This window comes from Pseudomonas sp. FW305-7 (assembly GCF_058786735.1).
In genome coordinates this window covers 137,900-155,605 of sequence record NZ_JBYSZA010000016.1, presented here as the reverse complement: position 1 = coordinate 155,605, position 17,706 = coordinate 137,900, and the positions used below count along the sequence as shown (strand labels likewise).

At 58.8% G+C, this 17,706-nt stretch carries 18 protein-coding genes and 2 pseudogenes; 14 read left to right on the top strand and 6 right to left on the bottom strand.

Annotated elements, in window-relative coordinates; genetic code table 11:
- Positions 1–38: 38 nt before the first annotated feature.
- Entirely contained in the window at positions 39–446 is a 408-nt protein-coding gene (locus AC3WMT_RS19415; protein ID WP_492577907.1) for a hypothetical protein, read from the bottom strand.
- A gap of 400 nt (positions 447–846) precedes the next feature.
- On the opposite strand from AC3WMT_RS19415, the gene AC3WMT_RS19410 reads away from it, so the two are divergent.
- From AC3WMT_RS19410 to AC3WMT_RS19390, 5 genes and pseudogenes are all read left to right on the top strand, one after another.
- Entirely contained in the window at positions 847–1,209 is a 363-nt protein-coding gene (locus tag AC3WMT_RS19410; protein WP_103304500.1) for a DUF6124 family protein, read from the top strand.
- A 240-nt stretch (positions 1,210–1,449) separates the two neighbouring features.
- Positions 1,450–1,755: a hypothetical protein gene (locus AC3WMT_RS19405; protein WP_103304501.1), complete on the top strand. Its 306-nt coding sequence runs from the start codon at positions 1,450–1,452 to the stop codon at positions 1,753–1,755.
- A gap of 111 nt (positions 1,756–1,866) precedes the next feature.
- Positions 1,867–2,106: a hypothetical protein gene (locus AC3WMT_RS19400; protein ID WP_103304502.1), complete on the top strand. Its 240-nt coding sequence runs from the start codon at positions 1,867–1,869 to the stop codon at positions 2,104–2,106.
- A gap of 89 nt (positions 2,107–2,195) precedes the next feature.
- Positions 2,196–2,537, top strand: a pseudogene (locus tag AC3WMT_RS19395) (PAS domain-containing protein); the annotation flags it as partial.
- 303 nt (positions 2,538–2,840) lie between these two features.
- Positions 2,841–3,845 (top strand): annotated as a pseudogene (locus AC3WMT_RS19390) (methyl-accepting chemotaxis protein); the annotation flags it as partial.
- 140 nt (positions 3,846–3,985) lie between these two features.
- Here AC3WMT_RS19390 and AC3WMT_RS19385 read toward each other — a convergent pair.
- The 5 genes from AC3WMT_RS19385 to norR form a co-directional block, all read right to left on the bottom strand.
- Complete coding sequence (locus AC3WMT_RS19385; protein ID WP_103304504.1) at positions 3,986–4,735, bottom strand: YkgJ family cysteine cluster protein; 750 nt, start codon at positions 4,733–4,735, stop codon at positions 3,986–3,988.
- Positions 4,736–4,818: 83 nt separating this feature from the next.
- Positions 4,819–5,154 (bottom strand): hypothetical protein, encoded by a 336-nt coding sequence (locus tag AC3WMT_RS19380; RefSeq protein ID WP_103304505.1) that lies wholly within the window; start codon positions 5,152–5,154, stop codon positions 4,819–4,821.
- 151 nt (positions 5,155–5,305) lie between these two features.
- On the bottom strand, positions 5,306–5,764 hold the full coding sequence (locus AC3WMT_RS19375; protein ID WP_103304506.1) for a GNAT family N-acetyltransferase: 459 nt from the start codon (positions 5,762–5,764) through the stop codon (positions 5,306–5,308).
- Between the two features lie 27 nt (positions 5,765–5,791).
- Positions 5,792–6,694 (bottom strand): chemotaxis protein CheV, encoded by a 903-nt coding sequence (locus tag AC3WMT_RS19370; protein WP_103304507.1) that lies wholly within the window; start codon positions 6,692–6,694, stop codon positions 5,792–5,794.
- Positions 6,695–6,948: 254 nt separating this feature from the next.
- On the bottom strand, positions 6,949–8,505 hold the full coding sequence (norR, locus tag AC3WMT_RS19365) for a nitric oxide reductase transcriptional regulator NorR (protein ID WP_103304508.1): 1,557 nt from the start codon (positions 8,503–8,505) through the stop codon (positions 6,949–6,951).
- A gap of 163 nt (positions 8,506–8,668) precedes the next feature.
- Here norR and hmpA point away from each other — a divergent pair, with 163 nt between their 5' ends.
- The 9 genes from hmpA to AC3WMT_RS19320 all read left to right on the top strand — a co-directional run bounded on the left by hmpA (position 8,669) and on the right by AC3WMT_RS19320 (position 17,640).
- Positions 8,669–9,850: an NO-inducible flavohemoprotein gene (gene hmpA, locus AC3WMT_RS19360; RefSeq protein WP_103304509.1), complete on the top strand. Its 1,182-nt coding sequence runs from the start codon at positions 8,669–8,671 to the stop codon at positions 9,848–9,850.
- Positions 9,851–10,087: 237 nt separating this feature from the next.
- The gene (locus tag AC3WMT_RS19355) at positions 10,088–10,648 is read left to right on the top strand and encodes an ester cyclase (protein WP_103304510.1); all 561 of its coding nucleotides are present in this window, start codon (positions 10,088–10,090) and stop codon (positions 10,646–10,648) included.
- A 25-nt stretch (positions 10,649–10,673) separates the two neighbouring features.
- On the top strand, positions 10,674–11,183 hold the full coding sequence (locus AC3WMT_RS19350) for a disulfide bond formation protein B (protein WP_025109264.1): 510 nt from the start codon (positions 10,674–10,676) through the stop codon (positions 11,181–11,183).
- 824 nt (positions 11,184–12,007) lie between these two features.
- Positions 12,008–12,949, top strand: a complete 942-nt coding sequence (cyoA, locus tag AC3WMT_RS19345) for a ubiquinol oxidase subunit II (RefSeq protein ID WP_007916947.1) — start codon at positions 12,008–12,010, stop codon at positions 12,947–12,949.
- A gap of 3 nt (positions 12,950–12,952) precedes the next feature.
- Positions 12,953–14,983, top strand: a complete 2,031-nt coding sequence (gene cyoB / locus AC3WMT_RS19340) for a cytochrome o ubiquinol oxidase subunit I (protein WP_103304511.1) — start codon at positions 12,953–12,955, stop codon at positions 14,981–14,983.
- Positions 14,984–14,986: 3 nt separating this feature from the next.
- Positions 14,987–15,610 (top strand): cytochrome o ubiquinol oxidase subunit III, encoded by a 624-nt coding sequence (cyoC, locus tag AC3WMT_RS19335; RefSeq protein WP_042560958.1) that lies wholly within the window; start codon positions 14,987–14,989, stop codon positions 15,608–15,610.
- Positions 15,610–15,945 (top strand): cytochrome o ubiquinol oxidase subunit IV, encoded by a 336-nt coding sequence (cyoD, locus tag AC3WMT_RS19330; protein WP_103304512.1) that lies wholly within the window; start codon positions 15,610–15,612, stop codon positions 15,943–15,945. The genes cyoC and cyoD overlap by 1 nt, the downstream gene beginning before the upstream one ends.
- 11 nt (positions 15,946–15,956) lie before the next feature.
- Positions 15,957–16,844 (top strand): heme o synthase, encoded by an 888-nt coding sequence (gene cyoE, locus AC3WMT_RS19325; protein WP_103304513.1) that lies wholly within the window; start codon positions 15,957–15,959, stop codon positions 16,842–16,844.
- 304 nt (positions 16,845–17,148) lie between these two features.
- Complete coding sequence (locus AC3WMT_RS19320) at positions 17,149–17,640, top strand: RidA family protein (protein WP_103304514.1); 492 nt, start codon at positions 17,149–17,151, stop codon at positions 17,638–17,640.
- The last annotated feature ends 66 nt before the right edge of the window (positions 17,641–17,706 follow it).

The following is a 17,706-nucleotide window of genomic DNA, read 5'->3' as shown; positions in this document are numbered from 1 at the left end:
CGGTCGCTGCGCTCCCACGCCCGGATCAATCCCTCCGCTCAGCCTTCCGACGTCGCCCGTGGATCAAGATCAAGAGCGGTACTCGAGCTAACGCTCATTGTGTTGAGTGGGGCGGCATGCGCCGCGTGCGGGTTGTACTTATCTTCCCTGGAGCTGCCGCAGGCTGCGATCTTTTGATTTTGATTTTGCTCTTTTGTGGGAGCTGGCTTGCCAGCGATGGCGGCCTGACAGCCGACCAGTCTCTGCCAGATGAACTCAACCCCTGTGGGAGCTGGCTTGCCAGCGATGGCGGCCTGATAGCCGACCAATCTCTGGCAGATGACCTCAACCCCTGTGGGAGCTGGCTTGCCAGCGATGGCGGCCTGATAGCCGACCAGTCTCTGCCAGATGAACGCAACCCCTGTGGGAGCTGGCTTGCCAGCGATGGCGACCTGATAGCCGACCAATCTCTGGCAGGTGTACTCGGTTCACTGTGGGAGCGAGCCTGCTCGCGAAGAGGTCTGTCCAGTCAGCCGATTACTTTGGTCTGTTTAAATATGAGTCAAATAACCAGAACCTTCCCACAAGGTTTTCAGGTTGTCCGTCGGACGTGCGCTCTCTAGTCTTTGGTTGTCGCCGAAAACTCGGCGATCGGGTGTGAGAGCCCGTAGGAACTGTTAATCCAACACCAGTACCACCATAATTGCCGCCGGCTATTTGCTGCCCTGCAATTTTTATGGCGGCTGTGTGCGGGCGAACTTCGGTTCGGCCGGGCTTGTTCCTACCGGTTTCTCACTCCGCACATAGCTGCCACCACTCCGCCGCGTGAGAAACGGCTCGTGTTGGCTTTTGATTAGGAACATATCCATGACTAAGCCCGTACCCGATCCACCCCTCGAAACCCCAACCCCACTCGAAGACGCCATCCGCGCCGACGACCAGATCAAAACCCGCGAAGCCATCAAGCGCGCCCTCGATTTCTACCTCTGCCCCGAACCGGTCAAACCGCGCCAGCCCAGTACGATGTTCCTTATCCAGCCGAACATCGACACCGAAAGTCTGCTCGCCCACGCTTGCGAATCTCTGGCTTCTGCCAATGTCATGGCTGGTGACCTGGCCGACCAGCTCAGTCGCCCGCAGCGCAGTACAGCGCTGGCGATCCAGCAGATCGTCATGCTCGCCGAGCTGGCGGTAAACAGGGCGCTGGATCGGGTTGATCCGCAAACCTGATCACGCAAGAACACCGCGTCATCGTTCTTCGCGAGCAGGCTCGCTCCTGCATTTGAAATGCATTCCCCCTGTAGGAGTGAGCCTGCTCGCGATGGCGGTATAACGGTCCCCAAAAGGGACCGATCAGTCCCAATTCGGGACCCATTTGCCAACTACGCTTCTCAAGATCCGTCCCTGCTCGCGGATAAAAATTGTGTAGCCCGGGTTTTCTCTGGGCCGCTCACCCCGGAGTGTCTTGAAATGAAGCTGAAAACCGCTCTGCCGTACGTGCTTCTCTTGCTTCCACTGACATCCTTTGCCGCGCCTGGCAATCAATCCGGCGAGATCCGGTTTACCGGGCAGATCGTCGATTCCGGCTGTGAAGTCGGTCGAGTCGGTGCATTGAGTTCCAGCGAATCACGCCAGGTCGAACTCAAGCCCGGCCTGAAGCTCGACATCGATGCCTATCGCAATGCGTGCAGCCATGAAACGCTGCCAATGACCATGACCTTTGAGCCACTGAAGACTTCGACCGACAAAGGCATCGTCACCATCACGTACCTGTAAACCGTTCGGCTTGTGGCTTAAATCTTCAGCTGCCGAGTTGCGGCGCACAGGTATACTGCGCGCCTTCGCGGCTCACTGTTCGGGCCCGACTTTATGCTTTCCGGAGCTTTTATGACTTCCCCGACCCAACCGCCGGTTGACGACGCCGTGAGCGATGTCGCGGCTGAAATGGCTGACGCCAACGAAACCAAAGCCGAGATCCCGGCGTTCAAGTTCCCGTTCAAACCGGGTGAACTGGCCGCTGCCAAAGGCTCGAATCAGCCGTGGTACAAGAACGGCGCCAAGAACGGCCACACCAAGACCCCAGGCATGGCGCCGCCGGGCACCCGTCGTTCGATGGGCAAGCGCTGAGTTTCATCCCGCCTTCAGCCATCTACTGCGATTTTCCGTCGCAGTGATGGCTAAGTGCTCATCCCCTGAGCCAGATCAATATTTAACCAATGAGTGCGCTTAGAGTCAGCAGCCCTGCCGACTCCTCCAATAATACGAGCGCGCTATCCATGAAGATCAATCTCCCGGTGACCGGCCGCAACGTCGATGTTGCGCTGGATGCGAATATTCTTTCGACTACTGATCTGACCAGCGCGATCACCTACGCGAACGACGACTTCATCAATATCAGCGGTTACAGCCGCGACGAATTGCTCGGTACGCCGCATAACCTGCTGCGCCATCCGGACATGCCGGCGCAGGCGTTTGCGCATATGTGGCAGACGCTCAAGGGCGGGCGATCCTGGATGGGCATGGTGAAAAATCGTTGCAAGAACGGTGATCACTATTGGGTCAGTGCCTATGTCACACCGGTGACGCAGAACGGCGCCGCCGTCGAGTATCAGTCGGTGCGTACCCGGCCGGATGCGCGGCAAGTCGCGGCAGCGGAGCGGGCGTATGCACAGTTGCGCGGCGAGGAGGTGGCGCGTTGGCGATTGCCGAATATCGATGTGCGAGCGCGGATTACGGCGCTGGCCAGTGTGCTGCTCGGTGGGCTGTTGACGCTTGAGTCTTGGCTGCGACCGGAATTGATGGAGATTAGTGCTGCGGCGTTTGTCATCGGCAGCGGCAGTTGTGCGCTGGGCGTGCGCTGGATCCTGCGGCCGCTGGAGCGCTTGACCGAGCGTGCGCGCAAGGTGGCGGACAATCCGCTGAGCCAAGGCATTTATACCGGTCGGCGCGATGAGTTCGGGCAGATCGAGTTTGCCTTGCAGATGCTCGAAGCACAGGTTGGCGCAGTGGTGGGGCGTATTGGCGACGCGTCGCAGCAGTTGGCCGGGCATGCGGCGCAACTGGTCGATCATCTGCAAAGCAGCCATAGCAGTTCACTGGCGCAGCAGGCGGAAACCGATCAGGTCGCGGCGGCGATTCATCAGATGGCCGCCAGCGTCGCGCAGGTTGCCAGCCATGCGCAGCAGGCTTCGGTGGCGGCGGACCTGGCCGGGACGGAAACCCGCGAAGGGCATTTGCTTGTAGGTGAAAGTCGCAGCGCTGTCCTGCGGCTGGCGCAAGAGCTTGGCCGGGCGACCGAGGTCATTCATCAACTCGAAGGCCACAGCAGTGAGATCTCCGGGGTGCTGGAGGTGATCCGCAGCATCGCCGAACAGACCAATTTGCTGGCGCTCAACGCGGCGATCGAAGCGGCCCGGGCGGGGGATGCCGGGCGCGGGTTTGCAGTGGTGGCCGATGAGGTGCGCGGGCTGGCGCAACGCACGCAGCAATCGACCAACGAAATTCAGCGCATGATCAGCACCCTGCAAACCGGCGCGCGCGACGCGGTGCTGGTGATGCAGCAGAGCAGCGAGCATGTGGAAAACAGCGTCGAACAAGCGCAGCGCGCGGCGCGGGCGCTGGACGGGATCAGCGAGCGGGTCGAACAGATTACCGAGATGAGTCTGCAGATTGCGGCGGCGGTGGAGCAGCAGAGTGCGGTGAGCGAGGACATCAATCGCAACATCGTCAGCATCCGCACGGCGTGCGAGGTGACGGTGGATGAGGGGCGCGAGAGTCAGCGCAATTCCGAGGATGTGGCGGGGCTTGCGGGGGACTTGCGCTTGCTGGCGCGGGAATTCTGGGGGCGGCGGCGGGTTCGGGATTGATGTTGCCTGAACTGGCGCCATCGCTGGCAAGCCAGCTCCCACAGGTTTTGCCGGTGTTCATCTGATTGGTGCACGAGGCAAAACCCTGTGGGAGCTGGCTTGCCAGCGATGGGGCCGGTCCAGTCTCTACAAAACGCTGATCAAGCCACCCGCAACGGAATAAACGCATACGTCTGCGCCGGCTCGCTCACCACCTGCGCCCCTGCTGCCAGCACTTGCCCGGCAACATCATCCCCGGACAAATGAAACAGCCATTCACTGGCTACGTCGCTCAACGGTTGCGCACTCACCTGATCAACCACCGCCGCAAAAGCGTCCATGTTCGGCAGATATGCGGTAAACCCGTCGCCCTTAAGCGCCGTGGTACGAATCCCCAGCGCCGCACAAATCGCATCCTTGAGCCGAATGTCATCGCGATCCGCCTGCCGCGAGCGCTGGATCAGTTCGACCAGTTCCTGATCAACCAACTCGCCGCCAACAATCAACGCCGGCCCCTGTTCCCAAGACTCCGGCGGGCAGTCCTTGGCAGCCGGGTTGAGCGGGATGTGCGGATTGATTTCGGCCGGATAAATGCGACACACCAATGGCCGCCGCTCGTAGATGCGACACAGCTTGTCTTCGTCAAGATTTCGACACGGCCCGACGTTGTACGCGGCAAAGGTGATTGCCACGTGCGCATCGGTTGCGCCGCTGCGCACCACCACCGATCGCCGTTCGGCGTGTTCACGCTGCTGCGCCGGCAAGCCCAGGCCATTGCCGAGAAAGGCCTCCACCAGCACGATCACCTGACCACCATCCGCCGCCCACATTCGGGCTTCGGCGAGGGTCAGGGGCACATGGTGGTCGGTGCAGCACTTGCCGCAACCGACGCAGGAAAACGTCGTATTCATGGGACGATCAATCTTCAATCAAGGTGTTAAGCAGCGACGTAAAGCCGCCATGCAGACCGGGATCGAAGCAAATTATGCGCCATTTACCGGGTCTTGGCGGTCGGGCGGATCGAGTCCCACTCGGTGACAAACGCGGTTTTCGACTGTTTGTTGAACAGGCATAGTTCGGTGCCTTGCTGGCCTTTCATGTGTTTTTGCGGGTATTGACCTTGCAGCAACACGGCGGTGTAACCGACGCGGTCATCGAATTGCGCGGGAGTGCCGACGGGTTTGGCATTTTTCAAACCGCTGGCCTTGGTGCAACTGGCGAGGACTGTCTTGTCGTAGGCCGCCCAGGCGTCGGGGCTGGAGGCGTGGGCCTGGGAGGCGAGGGCGGTGAGGCAGAGCAGGCTGAGCAAACTGAGGGTCAGGGTTTTCATGGTGGGCGTCCTTGGGTAGTGGCCAAGGTTGGAGTATGCCTCAGGGTGAAAAGTTGTCTTTGAGGTCGCCATCGCTGGCAAGCCAGCTCCCACAAGTGTTGTGAGCGGCGCCGATCTCTGTGGGAGCTGGCTTGCCAGCGATGACGGAGTATCAGTCCGGCACAATCTCCCGGCGGACCACATACATTCCGGCACTTTCATACAACCGCTGCGCCCGAACGTTATCTTCCAGCACCTTTAAATCAACAAACCCTTCACGCCGCTGTTGAAACGCTATGAATGCATTCAGCAGCAACGCCCGGCCCAAACCTCGACCCTGAGCGCGCGGATGCACTACCAGATTCTTGATATAGGCACTGGTCCAGCACTGCGCCACACCGACGACACCCTCGGCATCCATGGCGATGAAGCACAGTTGCGGATCGTATTCCGGATCGCGTTCAAAGCGCTGCTGCCAGACCTCGAGCGCTGGGACCCGACCGCCTCCTTGTAGGTAGCCGAGTTGCATCAGGTCATGCACGGCGGGCGCCAGTTGCGGTTGGTAAGTGCTGATCTCGATACCTTTCGGCCAGACGATATCCGGCACGGCGGTGCCCAGATCCCGCCGCATCAACAAGCAATACGTCTCGCCCAAGGTTCAGTGACCGTTGGCGGCGACGTGTTTGGCCGCTTCGATCAAGCGCTGGGTCAGTTCCGGCGACGAGAACTTGGTCAACACGGCATTGGCCCCGGCCAGTCGCGCTTTTTCGCTGTTCATCGCGCTGTCGAGCGAGGTATGCAGCAGCACGTAGAGGTGAGAGAAATCCGGAGTCTCGCGCAAGGTGCGGGTGAAGGCGTAACCGTCCATCTCGGACATTTCGATGTCGGAGACGATCAGGTTGATCTGCTGCGCGGTGCCTTGCAGGTCGAGCAGGCAGTCGATGGCTTCCTTGGCACTGCGCGCGGTGTGGCATTGCAGGCCGAGGTTGCGCAGGGTGTGCACCGATTGCTGCAACGCCACCTGGCTGTCGTCGACCACCAGAATGCGTGCGTTGCCAAGGACGTCGGCGTCTTCCATGGACAGGTCGGTCGGGGCCATTTCGATCTGTGCCGGGGCGATGCTGTGGATGACTTTTTCGATGTCCAGCACTTGCACCAGCGTACCGTCCACCGAGGTCACGCCGGTGATATAGGCGCGCGAACCACCGGAGCCGAACGGCGGCGGTTTGATGTCAGTGGTCAGACAGTGGACGATTTTGCTCACTGCCTGAACGTGCAGACCCTGTTTAGAACGGCTGACGTCGGTGACGATCAGGCAACCGCCGTTCGGGTCTTCCAGTGGACGCTCGCCGATGGCGCGGCTGAGGTCGATCACCGACAGTGAAGCACCACGCAACGTGGCGATGCCTTTGACGTGCGGGTGCGACTCCGGCAGCTTGGTCAGCGGCGGGCAAGGGATGATTTCACTGACTTTCAGCAGGTTGATCGCCATCAGCTTGCCGCTGCGCAAAGTGAACAGCAGAAGCGAAAGTGAATCTGCGCGGGCTTTGGTGGAAGACATATAAACCTTCTGTGGAAAAAGGTGATGGGCGAGGGTGCAAATCGCCAGAAACTATTGATGCCGGGTTATCGGCGTCAAAAGGTTGGGCTTTAGGTTGGTTGTCGGGTGGGCAGGGATGTATCTGTGGTGAGGGGATTTATCCCCGATGGGGCGCGCAGCGGCCCTGCTCCTTATTTCAAAAGAAGGGACTGCTTCGCAGTCTATCGGGGATAAATCCCCTCACCACAGGGACTCATTCGAGCAACAGGAAGTGACTATTTCATGCCTAGGCGTTTGGCCATTCTGCCGAGGTTGGCTCTATCCAGCCCCAACTCCCGCGCCGCACTCGCCCAGTTATCCTGATTGCGCTCCAGCGCTGCAGCAATCAATCGCCGCTGATATTCCTCGGTAGCGGCGCGCAGATCCCCGCTGATCAGCGGTAAAGAAGCCACCACCCCGGCAACCGGCTCAACCGGGTTATCCACAACCTCACGCGGCAAGTCCAGATCCGCCGCACTCAAACTGAGAATCTTCGGCCTTACCTTGCAGTTGCCCAGCGCCTTCAACGCACTGCGCCCGATCAAGTGCTCCAGTTCACGCACGTTGCCCGGCCAAGTGTAGGCGAGCAGCGCTTCCTGGGCGTCGCTGTTGAGGCGCAGGCTGTTGAGGCCCATGCGTGAGCGGTTCTGTTCGAGGAAGAAGCCGCTGAGCAGCAACACATCGCGCCCGCGATCACGCAGGGCCGGCACCCGCAGCGGGTACACGCTCAGGCGATGATAGAAGTCGGCACGATAGCGACCGCTGCGCACTTCTTCGGCCAAGTCGCGATTGGTTGCGGCGATCAGGCGTACATCGACCTGATGTTCCTTGTCCGAGCCCAGACGCTGCAACTGGCCGCTCTGCAACACGCGCAGCAATTTGGCCTGCACGGTCAGCGACAACTCGCCGACTTCGTCGAGAAACAGCGTGCCGCCATTGGCCAGTTCGAATTTGCCGCGACGGTCGCTGGTGGCGCCGGTGAACGCGCCGCGCACGTGGCCGAACAGTTCGCTTTCCACCAGCGTGTCCGGCAGTGCGGCGCAGTTGAGGCTGATGATCGGCTTGTCGGCGCGCGGTGAGGCGGCGTGAATGGCCTGAGCCACCAGTTCCTTGCCGACCCCGGTTTCGCCGGTGATCAACACGGTCAGGTCGCTCCCGCCGACCAGATTGATTTCGTCCACCAAACGTTTCAGTGCTTTGCTCTGGCCGATCATTTCGCGGTTCTGCTGACCGCTGGCCTGACGGTAGACCTCGGCGCGCTGGTGTTCGTCTTCGGCACGGATCGCCAGTCGCTCGATGCGTTCGGCAGCGTTGACCGTGGCCGAGGCGAGGCTGGCGAAGGCTTGCAGGGCATCCAGTTCGATGGGTTCGAAACGCTCGGGATCAAGGGCGTCGAGGGTGATCAGGCCCCAGAGTTTTTCATCGACGAACAACGGGCAGCCGAGGCAGTCGTGGACTTCAAGGTGATCGTCGAGGCCATCAACCAGGCCGTCGTAAGGATCGGGCAAGTCGCTGTCGGCGGCGAAACGGGTTGGCCCATTCCCGGCCAGCAAAATCTCGAAACGCGGATGCTCGCTGACCTTGAAGCGCCGACCGAGGGTGTCTGCACTCAAACCATCGACCGCCAGCGGCACCAGCGATTCGCCGTCCAGGCGCAGCAGTGCGGCGGCATCGCACGGCAGCAGGGCGCGCATGGCTTCGAGCAAGCGTCGGTAACGTTCGCCCTCAGGCAATTCGCGGGACAGGTCGGAAACCAGAGGCAGCAGAGCGGTGAGCAGGGATTTGGCAGTCATTGTGTTGTAGTCAAAGAGACAAGATGTAGTCGCGATGACTATAAGGTGCTTTGGGTCGATTTGACTACGTTGTTTTTAAGCTATTGATTTATAGAGATAAATAAATTGGCACGGAAACTGATAAACCCAAGGTAACTTTTTATCGAAGCTCAGGAGTCACCCCATGCTTAGCGTCCAGGATCGTGCCATCGTCAAATCCACCGTGCCTCTGCTGGAAAGCGGTGGTGAAGCGCTGATCACCCACTTCTACCGGATGATGCTCGCCGAATACCCGGAAGTTCGCCCATTGTTCAACCAGGCGCATCAGGCCAGCGGCGATCAGCCCCGGGCTTTGGCCAACGGCGTGTTGATGTATGCCCGTCACATCGATCAGCTCGACCAGTTGGGTGATCTGGTGGCGAAGATCATCAACAAGCATGTCGCTCTGCAAATCCTGCCGGAGCACTACCCGATCGTCGGTGCCTGCCTGTTGCGCGCCATCTCCGAAGTGCTCGGCGAAGAAATCGCCACGCCAGAAGTGATGAGTGCGTGGGGCGCGGCATACGGACAACTGGCCGATATCCTGATCGGCGCCGAAACGGCGATCTACGACCAGAAAGAACAAGCCGTCGGCGGCTGGCGCGGGGCGCGCGAGTTCATCGTCGCGGCCAAGGTCGAGGAGAGCGCGGAAATCATTTCGTTCTACTTCGAACCGGCCGACAAAGGTCCGATCCTCGCGGCTGAGCCCGGCCAGTACATCGGCATGAAACTGATCCTCGACGGCGAGGAAATCCGCCGCAACTATTCGCTGTCAGCGCTGGCAAACAAAGGTCAGTACCGCATCAGCGTCAAGCGTGAACCGGGTGGCCGTGCTTCCAATCACTTGCACGATCAACTGCATGTCGGCGCAAGCATTCAGCTCTTCCCGCCATCGGGCGAATTCACCCTGACTGCCAGCGACAAGCCGTTGGTGCTGATCAGCGGCGGCGTCGGCATCACGCCAACCTTGGCGATGCTGGAAGCGGCGCTGGAGACTGAACGTCCGGTGCACTTTATCCACTGCGCGCGCAATGGCAGCGTGCATGCGTTCCGCGACTGGATCGACGGCCTGGCCGAGCGTCATCCGCAACTCAAGCGCTTCTACTGCTACGCCGAAGACGATGGTGTGAGCCCAGCGGCGGACAAGGTCGGGATGTTGAGTCAGGAGTTGCTCGGCGAGTGGTTGCCCCAGCAGCGTGATGTCGATGCTTACTTCCTTGGGCCGAAGGGGTTCATGGGGGCGATCAAGCGCCATCTGAAAGCGCTGGGCGTGCCGGAGCAGCAGAGCCGTTACGAGTTCTTCGGGCCGGCTTCTGCTCTGGAATAATTCCTGAGACCGAGTCGTCTGCATCGCGGGCAAGCCCGCTCCCACAGGATTTGTGGCGTGCACAGAGTTTGTGAACGACGCTGGAACCTGTGGGAGCGGGCTTGCCCGCGATTGGCCGTTACACGGTCTTGATTCTTAAAAAGTGTTTAAAGGTTAATCGTTTCTTAACCGGTTTATCGTTTATTCCCCGATGCTGATGATAGGCGCTCGTTCGTTTACCTGATCAGGATCGCCATCATGTCGCACCTCACCTTCGTCCGTCGTATCAGCTTCGCTGCCCTGAGCCTGTCGGCCACTTTGCTGGCCAGCCCGTTTGCTTCTGCCGAATCTGCCTTGATCACACCGCAGACCCTGATTGTCGATCAGAGCCTGCCCAAGGCACAGGCTGCAGCCGTGGAACTGGCAGCACGGCGTTACGGCAGTTTCTGGAACAGTGGCGAAGAGGCACTGGCCACGGCCGCCTTGTCGCCGCAGTTTGTCGACAAGACGCCGCCCGAAGGCCGGGTGCAGGGGCCGACGGGGCCGTTGCTGGCGTCGAAGTTCTTTCGCACGGCGGTGCCGGATTTGAGCTGCGACATCGAGCAAATGATCGTCGCCGGAGATCGCGTGGTGGTGCATCTGCACTTTCGCGGGCATTTCACTGGCACGTTCAAGGCTCTCAAAGGGCAGGGCCAGCGTGTAGACTTCCGGGCAACCGATATCTATCAGATCGACAACGGTCGCATCGCGGCCAATTGGCATATCGAAGACAACATCAGCCTGATGGCGCAACTGCAAGCGCAGCCGCCGGCCAGCTGAACCATGGACATACAAGGGAAACGCGATGAGCGAGGAAACGATTCGATTGGGACGTGAGCGGCGCTTTCTGGTGCTGCTGGGCATTATCTGCCTGGCATTGATCGGTGGCGCGCTGTACATGCAGATCGTGCTCGGCGAGGCGCCGTGCCCACTGTGCATCTTGCAGCGTTATGCATTGCTGCTGATCGCGCTGTTCGCCTTCATTGGCGCGGCCATGCGCACGCGGCGCAGCATCACCGTGTTTGAAGTGCTGGTGGTGATTTGTGCGATAGCCGGGGCCGGTGTGGCCGGGCATCACGTGTACACCCAGTTCTATCCGGCGGTGAGCTGCGGCATCGATGTGTTGCAGCCGATTGTCGATGATCTGCCGCTGGCGAAGATCTTCCCGCTGGGTTTCCAGGTCGACGGTTTCTGCTCGACGCCGTACCCGCCGATCCTCGGCCTGTCGTTGGCGCAATGGGCACTGGTGGCATTTGTATTGGTGGTGATCCTGGTGCCGCTGTTGACCTCGCGTAACCGAAAAGCACTGCGCTGAATCAACTATTCGGCGCATTGGCCGATACAGAAAACGCCTCGATTTGCGTATCAGCAAATCGGGGCGTTTTGCATTTCAGAGTGTTTGTGAAAACACCGTGACGAACGGCAAGGGAGGGTGTGACAGGTGTGCGACATGTTGTCACACACGCCGTGTCGCAGGTCTCTTCAGTGACGCGGATTGGTGTGCTGTTACAAAAAAGGATTGGTCTGTTTCGGTGTTTTTGCGCTTTTGCACGTGTGTGCCAGATCAGGCAGTTTTAACAAGACCTGGCAGATGGCCAAAAGCCTTGGGGTATCGGGCTTTGCGCTGATCGGGCCAGCAGAAAATGCCTTCAGAGCTGTCTGAACTGAGGCGGGTACACCTACAAAATTTGGTGTTTTTGTTGAGAATCGATTTCGATAACATGCGGCACTTTTGCAAAAATGGCGATGGATTGTTGCTCGAACGGATAAAAATTATTTCGGGATAAGACATGGTGTATAGGGCGCTACCTATCTACAATCGCCCGCACTGAATTCCCGGCACTGTTCAGCCTTTATTAAGGAGCGAGCAGGAAGTCGGGTGTCGAGCAAGTCGTGAGGCTTTCAAGACACCCAGGTGTCGGTGCCTTCCAACTTTCCGCACCAAATGGAATTGGTCTGTAACAAGGCCTTTGACCACGAATTCGAATAAGAACTGACCGCTGTCCCAGGTTTTGTCGAGCGTCTGACGCGCGACGGGCGGCCCTTATTCAATCCAAAGAAAATGCCAACCCTTGGCAGGGTGAAGTGTTGGCGATCAAAACCCAACTGCATTGCGCAAGCTGCTTTAGAGGTCGTGAGATGAGTAAAAACAGGTACCCCAGATTACTAGGCCTAGTGCCGCTGCTCGGCACGTTGTTGCTGGGAGGCTGCAACATGACCTTGCTCAATCCAACGGGCCAGGTCGGCCTGGAACAGCGCAACCTGATCATCACCGCCACGCTGCTGATGCTGTTGGTCGTTGTGCCGGTTATCGTCATGACCTTCCTGTTCGCCTGGAAATACCGCGCGTCGAACAAGAACGCTGTCTACACCCCGAAATGGTCGCACTCGACCAAAATCGAAGTGGCAGTCTGGACCATCCCGGTTCTGATCATCATTGCCCTGGGTTACATCACTTACATCTCGACCCACGAACTGGACCCTTATCGTCCGATTCAATCCGACGTCAAGCCTGTGACCATCGAAGTGGTCGCGCTGGACTGGAAGTGGCTGTTCATCTACCCGGAACAAGGCATCGCCACGGTCAACAAGATCGTGTTCCCGGCGCACACGCCAATCAACTTCAAGATCACCTCTGACGCTGTGATGAACTCGTTCTTCATCCCGGGTCTGGGCGGCCAGATCTACGCGATGGCGGGCATGCAGACCAAGCTGCACCTGATCGCTGACCGCAACGCTGAAATGGACGGTATCTCCGCCAACTACAGCGGCGCGGGTTTCACCGGCATGAAGTTCAAAGCTATCTCCACCACTCAGGAAGATTTCGACGCCTGGGTAAGTGAAGTCAAGAAGTCACCTAAACAGCTTGATCAAGCTGAATACGCAGCCCTTGCCAAGCCAAGCCAGAACAACCCAGTCGAGCTCTACTCCTCGGTCACGCCGAACCAGTTCCAGATCATCGTCGACAAGTACGAAGGTATGAAGCCGGGCAAGCCGCTGAAGCACGAGAAGAAAGAGAAAGAAGTGGCGGCCACGGAAATTGACTCGAGTTCGCATTCAGCTGCCGGGGCAGAGGAGTAAACGATGTTTGGTAAATTAAGTTGGGAAGCAGTCCCATTCCACGAGCCGATCGTGATGGTGACCATCGCCATGATCGCCCTCGGTGGTCTGGCGCTGTTCGCTGCAATCACCTACTTCAAGAAGTGGACTTACTTGTGGACCGAGTGGCTGACGTCGGTCGACCACAAGAAAATCGGCGTGATGTACATCATCGTCGCCATGGTCATGCTGCTGCGCGGTTTTGCCGACGCCATCATGATGCGTACCCAGTTGGCCATGGCCACCGAGGGTTCGCCTGGCTACCTGCCACCTGAACACTATGACCAGATCTTCACCGCTCACGGTGTGATCATGATCATCTTCATGGCGATGCCATTCTTCACCGGCCTGATGAACCTTGCAGTGCCGCTGCAGATCGGCGCGCGTGACGTTGCGTTCCCGTTCCTGAACTCCCTGAGCTTCTGGCTGCTGGTGTCCGGCGTTGTGCTGATCAACCTGTCCCTGGGCGTCGGCGAATTCGCCAAGACCGGTTGGGTTGCTTATCCACCGCTGTCGGGTCTGCAATACAGCCCTGGCGTGGGCATGGACTACTACATCTGGGCGCTACAGCTATCCGGGTTGGGTACGACGCTAACGGGGGTCAACTTCCTCGCGACCGTGCTGAAAATGCGTACCCCTGGCATGAAACTGATGGACATGCCGATCTTCACCTGGACCTGCACCTGGGCAAACGTTCTGATCGTGGCTTCGTTCCCGATCCTGACCGCTACCCTGGCACTGCTGACTCTTGACCGTTACATGGATTTCCACATTTTCACCAATGAACTTGGTGGCAATCCAATGATGTACGTCAACCTGTTCTGGGCCTGGGGCCACCCTGAGGTTTACATCCTGATCCTGCCGGCATTCGGCATCTTCTCGGAAGTGATCTCGGCGTTCACCGGCAAGAAACTGTTCGGCCACCACTCGATGATCTACGCCTCGGGCGCGATCTCGGTACTGGGCTTCATGGTTTGGCTGCACCACTTCTTCACCATGGGTTCGGGTGCGAGCGTCAACGCCTTCTTCGGTCTGGCGACGATGCTGATTTCCATCCCGACGGGTGTGAAGCTGTTCAACTGGCTGTTCACCATCTACCAGGGCCGTCTGCGCTTCACCAGCCAGGTGATGTGGACTCTGGGCTTCATGGTGACTTTCGCCATCGGCGGCATGACCGGCGTACTGCTGGCCATCCCGGGTGCTGACTTCGTTCTGCACAACAGCCTGTTCGTGATCGCGCACTTCCACAACGTGATCATCGGCGGTGCGGTATTCGGTTACATCGCAGGTTTCGCGTTCTACTTCCCGAAAGCGTTCGGCTTCAAGCTGCACGAAGGCTGGGGTAAAGCAGCGTTCTGGTTCTGGATCTCGGGCTTCTTCGTCGCGTTCATGCCGCTCTATGCACTGGGCTTCATGGGCATGACCCGTCGTCTGAACGCCACCACCAACCCTGAGTGGGTACCGTACCTGTACGTTGCCATGTTCGGTGCGGTGATGATCGCTGTGGGTATCGCCTGCCAGCTGATCCAGCTGTACGTGTCGGTACGTGACCGCAACAAGCCAGAGAACGTTTGCGATCACGGTGACCCGTGGAATGCACACACCCTGGAATGGTCGACTTCGTCGCCACCTCCGTTCTACAACTTCGCTGTGCTGCCTAAGGCTGACTGCATCGACCCGTTCACCGAAGCCAAGGAAAACGGTACCGCGTACCAGCGTCCGGCCAAGTACGAGCCGATCCACATGCCGAACAACACCGCCACTGGCGTAGTGATGGGCGCACTGTTGACCGTCTTCGGTTTCGCGATGATCTGGCACATCTGGTGGTTGGCGATCGCCAGCCTGGCCGGCACTGTCATCTACTTCGTGATCCACGCTGCACGTGACGACCAGGGCTATATGGTTCCGGTTGAAACGATCGAGCGCATCGAAGCCGAGCAGCACAAGCGTCTGGTCGCGGCAGGGAAAATCCCGGCCGGTGCCACCCGTGTTGAAACCTCGTTGGAACAGGCTTAAACCATGTCGAATTTAGTGACCAATGCCGGACACGCCCATGGTGAACATGGGCACGATGACCATCACCACGATTCGGGCGAGATGACCGTATACGGTTTCTGGCTCTACCTGATGACCGACTGCATTCTGTTTGCGTCGATCTTCGCGGTGTACGCAGTACTGGTAAACAACGTAGCCGGTGGCCCGTCGGGCCACGACATCTTCGAACTGCCATACGTGCTGGGCGAAACCGCTCTGCTGTTGTTCAGTTCGATCACCTACGGCTTCGCCATGCTGGCGTTGTACAAAGGTAAAAAGCAGCAGGTTCTGGGCTGGTTGTTCATGACCTTCCTGCTCGGCGCAGGCTTTATCGCCATGGAGATCAACGAGTTCCACCTGCTGATCTCCGAGGGCTTCGGTCCTAGCCGTTCGGGCTTCCTGTCCGCGTTCTTCACCTTGGTCGGTACCCACGGTCTGCACGTGTCTGCGGGTCTGATCTGGATGGGCATCATGATGTACCAGGTCAACAAGCACGGCCTGACGGCGACCAACAAGACCCGTCTGAGCTGCCTGAGCCTGTTCTGGCACTTCCTGGACGTGGTGTGGATCTGCGTATTCACCGTTGTTTACCTGATGGGGACTCTGTAATGGCTAATGCACACTCCCATGACAGCCATGATGCTGGCCACGGCAGCGTAAAGTCGTACGCCATCGGCTTCATCCTGTCGGTGATCCTGACCGTCATCCCGTTCGGTCTGGTGATGTACCCGAGCCTGCCGAAGGCCACCACACTGGCAATCGTCCTGCTGTTCGCAGTGATCCAGGTGATCGTTCACCTGTATTACTTCCTGCACCTGGACCGTTCGGTGGCTCAGCGTAACAACGTGATCGCGTTCGTCTTCACGGCCATCGTGATCCTGCTGCTGGTTGGCCTGTCGTTGTGGATCATGTTCAGCATCCACACGTTCATGATGGCGAAGTGAGGTAAGACCCGATGTCGCTCAAGCACTTTATCCAAATCACCAAACCGGGGATCATTTTCGGTAACGTGCTTTCTGTGGCAGGCGGGTTTTTCCTGGCCTCGAAAGGGCATGTCGATCTGGCGGTGTTTCTGGCTGCCATGATCGGTACATCCCTGGTTGTCGCCTCCGGTTGCGTGTTCAACAACTGCATCGACCGCGACATCGACCTGAAGATGGAACGCACCAAGAACCGGGTGCTGGTGCAGGGCTTGATCTCCCTGAAACTGGCCCTGGTCTACGCGACCATCCTTGGTGTTCTCGGCGTTGCATTGTTGTACAAGGTGGCCAACCCGTTGGCCGCCCTGTTCGCGGTAATCGGCTTCGTGATCTACGTCGGCTTCTACAGCCTGTACCTCAAGCGCAAGTCGGTTCACGGCACGCTGGTGGGCAGTCTGTCGGGCGCCATGCCGCCAGTGATCGGTTACGTCGCCGTAACCAACAGCTTCGACATGGCCGCGCTGACGTTGCTGGTGATGTTCAGCCTGTGGCAGATGCCGCATTCCTACGCCATCGCGATCTTCCGCTTCAACGATTACCTGGCCGCATCGATTCCGGTGCTGCCAGTGAAGCGCGGAATTGAAGTGGCCAAGAAGCACATCCTGCTCTACATCCTGGCGTTCCTCGTGGCGACCTTGATGCTGACCTTCAGCGGTTACGCCGGCATGAGCTACCTCGCCGTCGCCGCGGCCATGGGCATGTACTGGTTGTACATGGCCTGGACCGGCTACAAGGCAGTGGATGACACGGTCTGGGCACGCAAGCTGTTCGTCTTCTCGATCTTCACCATCACCGCCCTGAGCGTCATGATGTCTCTGGACTTCAAGGTGCCGAGCGAGCTACTGCTGACGTACGCGCCGTAAGGCTCAAAGGCTTGAAGAAAAACCCCGCACATTGAGAGATGTGCGGGGTTTTTTATTGGGTGAATCATGCTGAATCGAGGTGACACCATCGCGAGCAGGCTAGCCCCCACAGGGGATTTGTGAACGACGCCAATCAAATGTGGGAGCGAGCCTGCTCGCGATGGCGTGCGCCGCCGATTTCGAAGGTTGCGGAGTACTTTCAAAAGACCTAGATTTGGATCCAGTGATAGCGCCATGCCATTCCCTCGGCGCTCAACTGTTCTACTCCGCGATATTTCACGCATCGATTCAGAGGCTGGGCGAAATGACTGAGAGGATGACCTGCGACGAGCGCTTCATTGCCCTGGCACAAGAGCTGAATTACGACATCTATGGCGAGAACACCGCCGGCGGCAATTACGCGCCGTTGATCCGTCATCGCGATGAGTTGTACATCAGCGGCATGGTGCCGCGTACTCACGGCAAGATTCAGTACCCGGGTCGGGTGGGTCTGGAGTTGACCCTCAAGGATGCCCAGGCTGCTGCGAGCATCAGTGCGATGCGTTGTCTGGCGCTGATCGTCGATGCAGTCGGTTCGCTGGACAAGATCAAGGCGTTGCTACGGGTCACTGTGTACGTGAAGTCGACGCCGGACTTTGTTGACCTGAGCGAAGTGGCCAACGGTGCATCGGATGTTTTCAGCCATGTGCTCGGCGATGCCGGCCGGCACACGCGCACCACGGTCGGTGTGTATCAGTTGCCGAAGAATGCGGCGATCGAAGTCGACATGATTGCGGCATTGCACTCCGACGCATAATTCCCAAGCCGAAAACCAAAAAGCCCCGCCTGAATCTCAGTGCGGGGCTTTTTCGTCAGCGCCGAA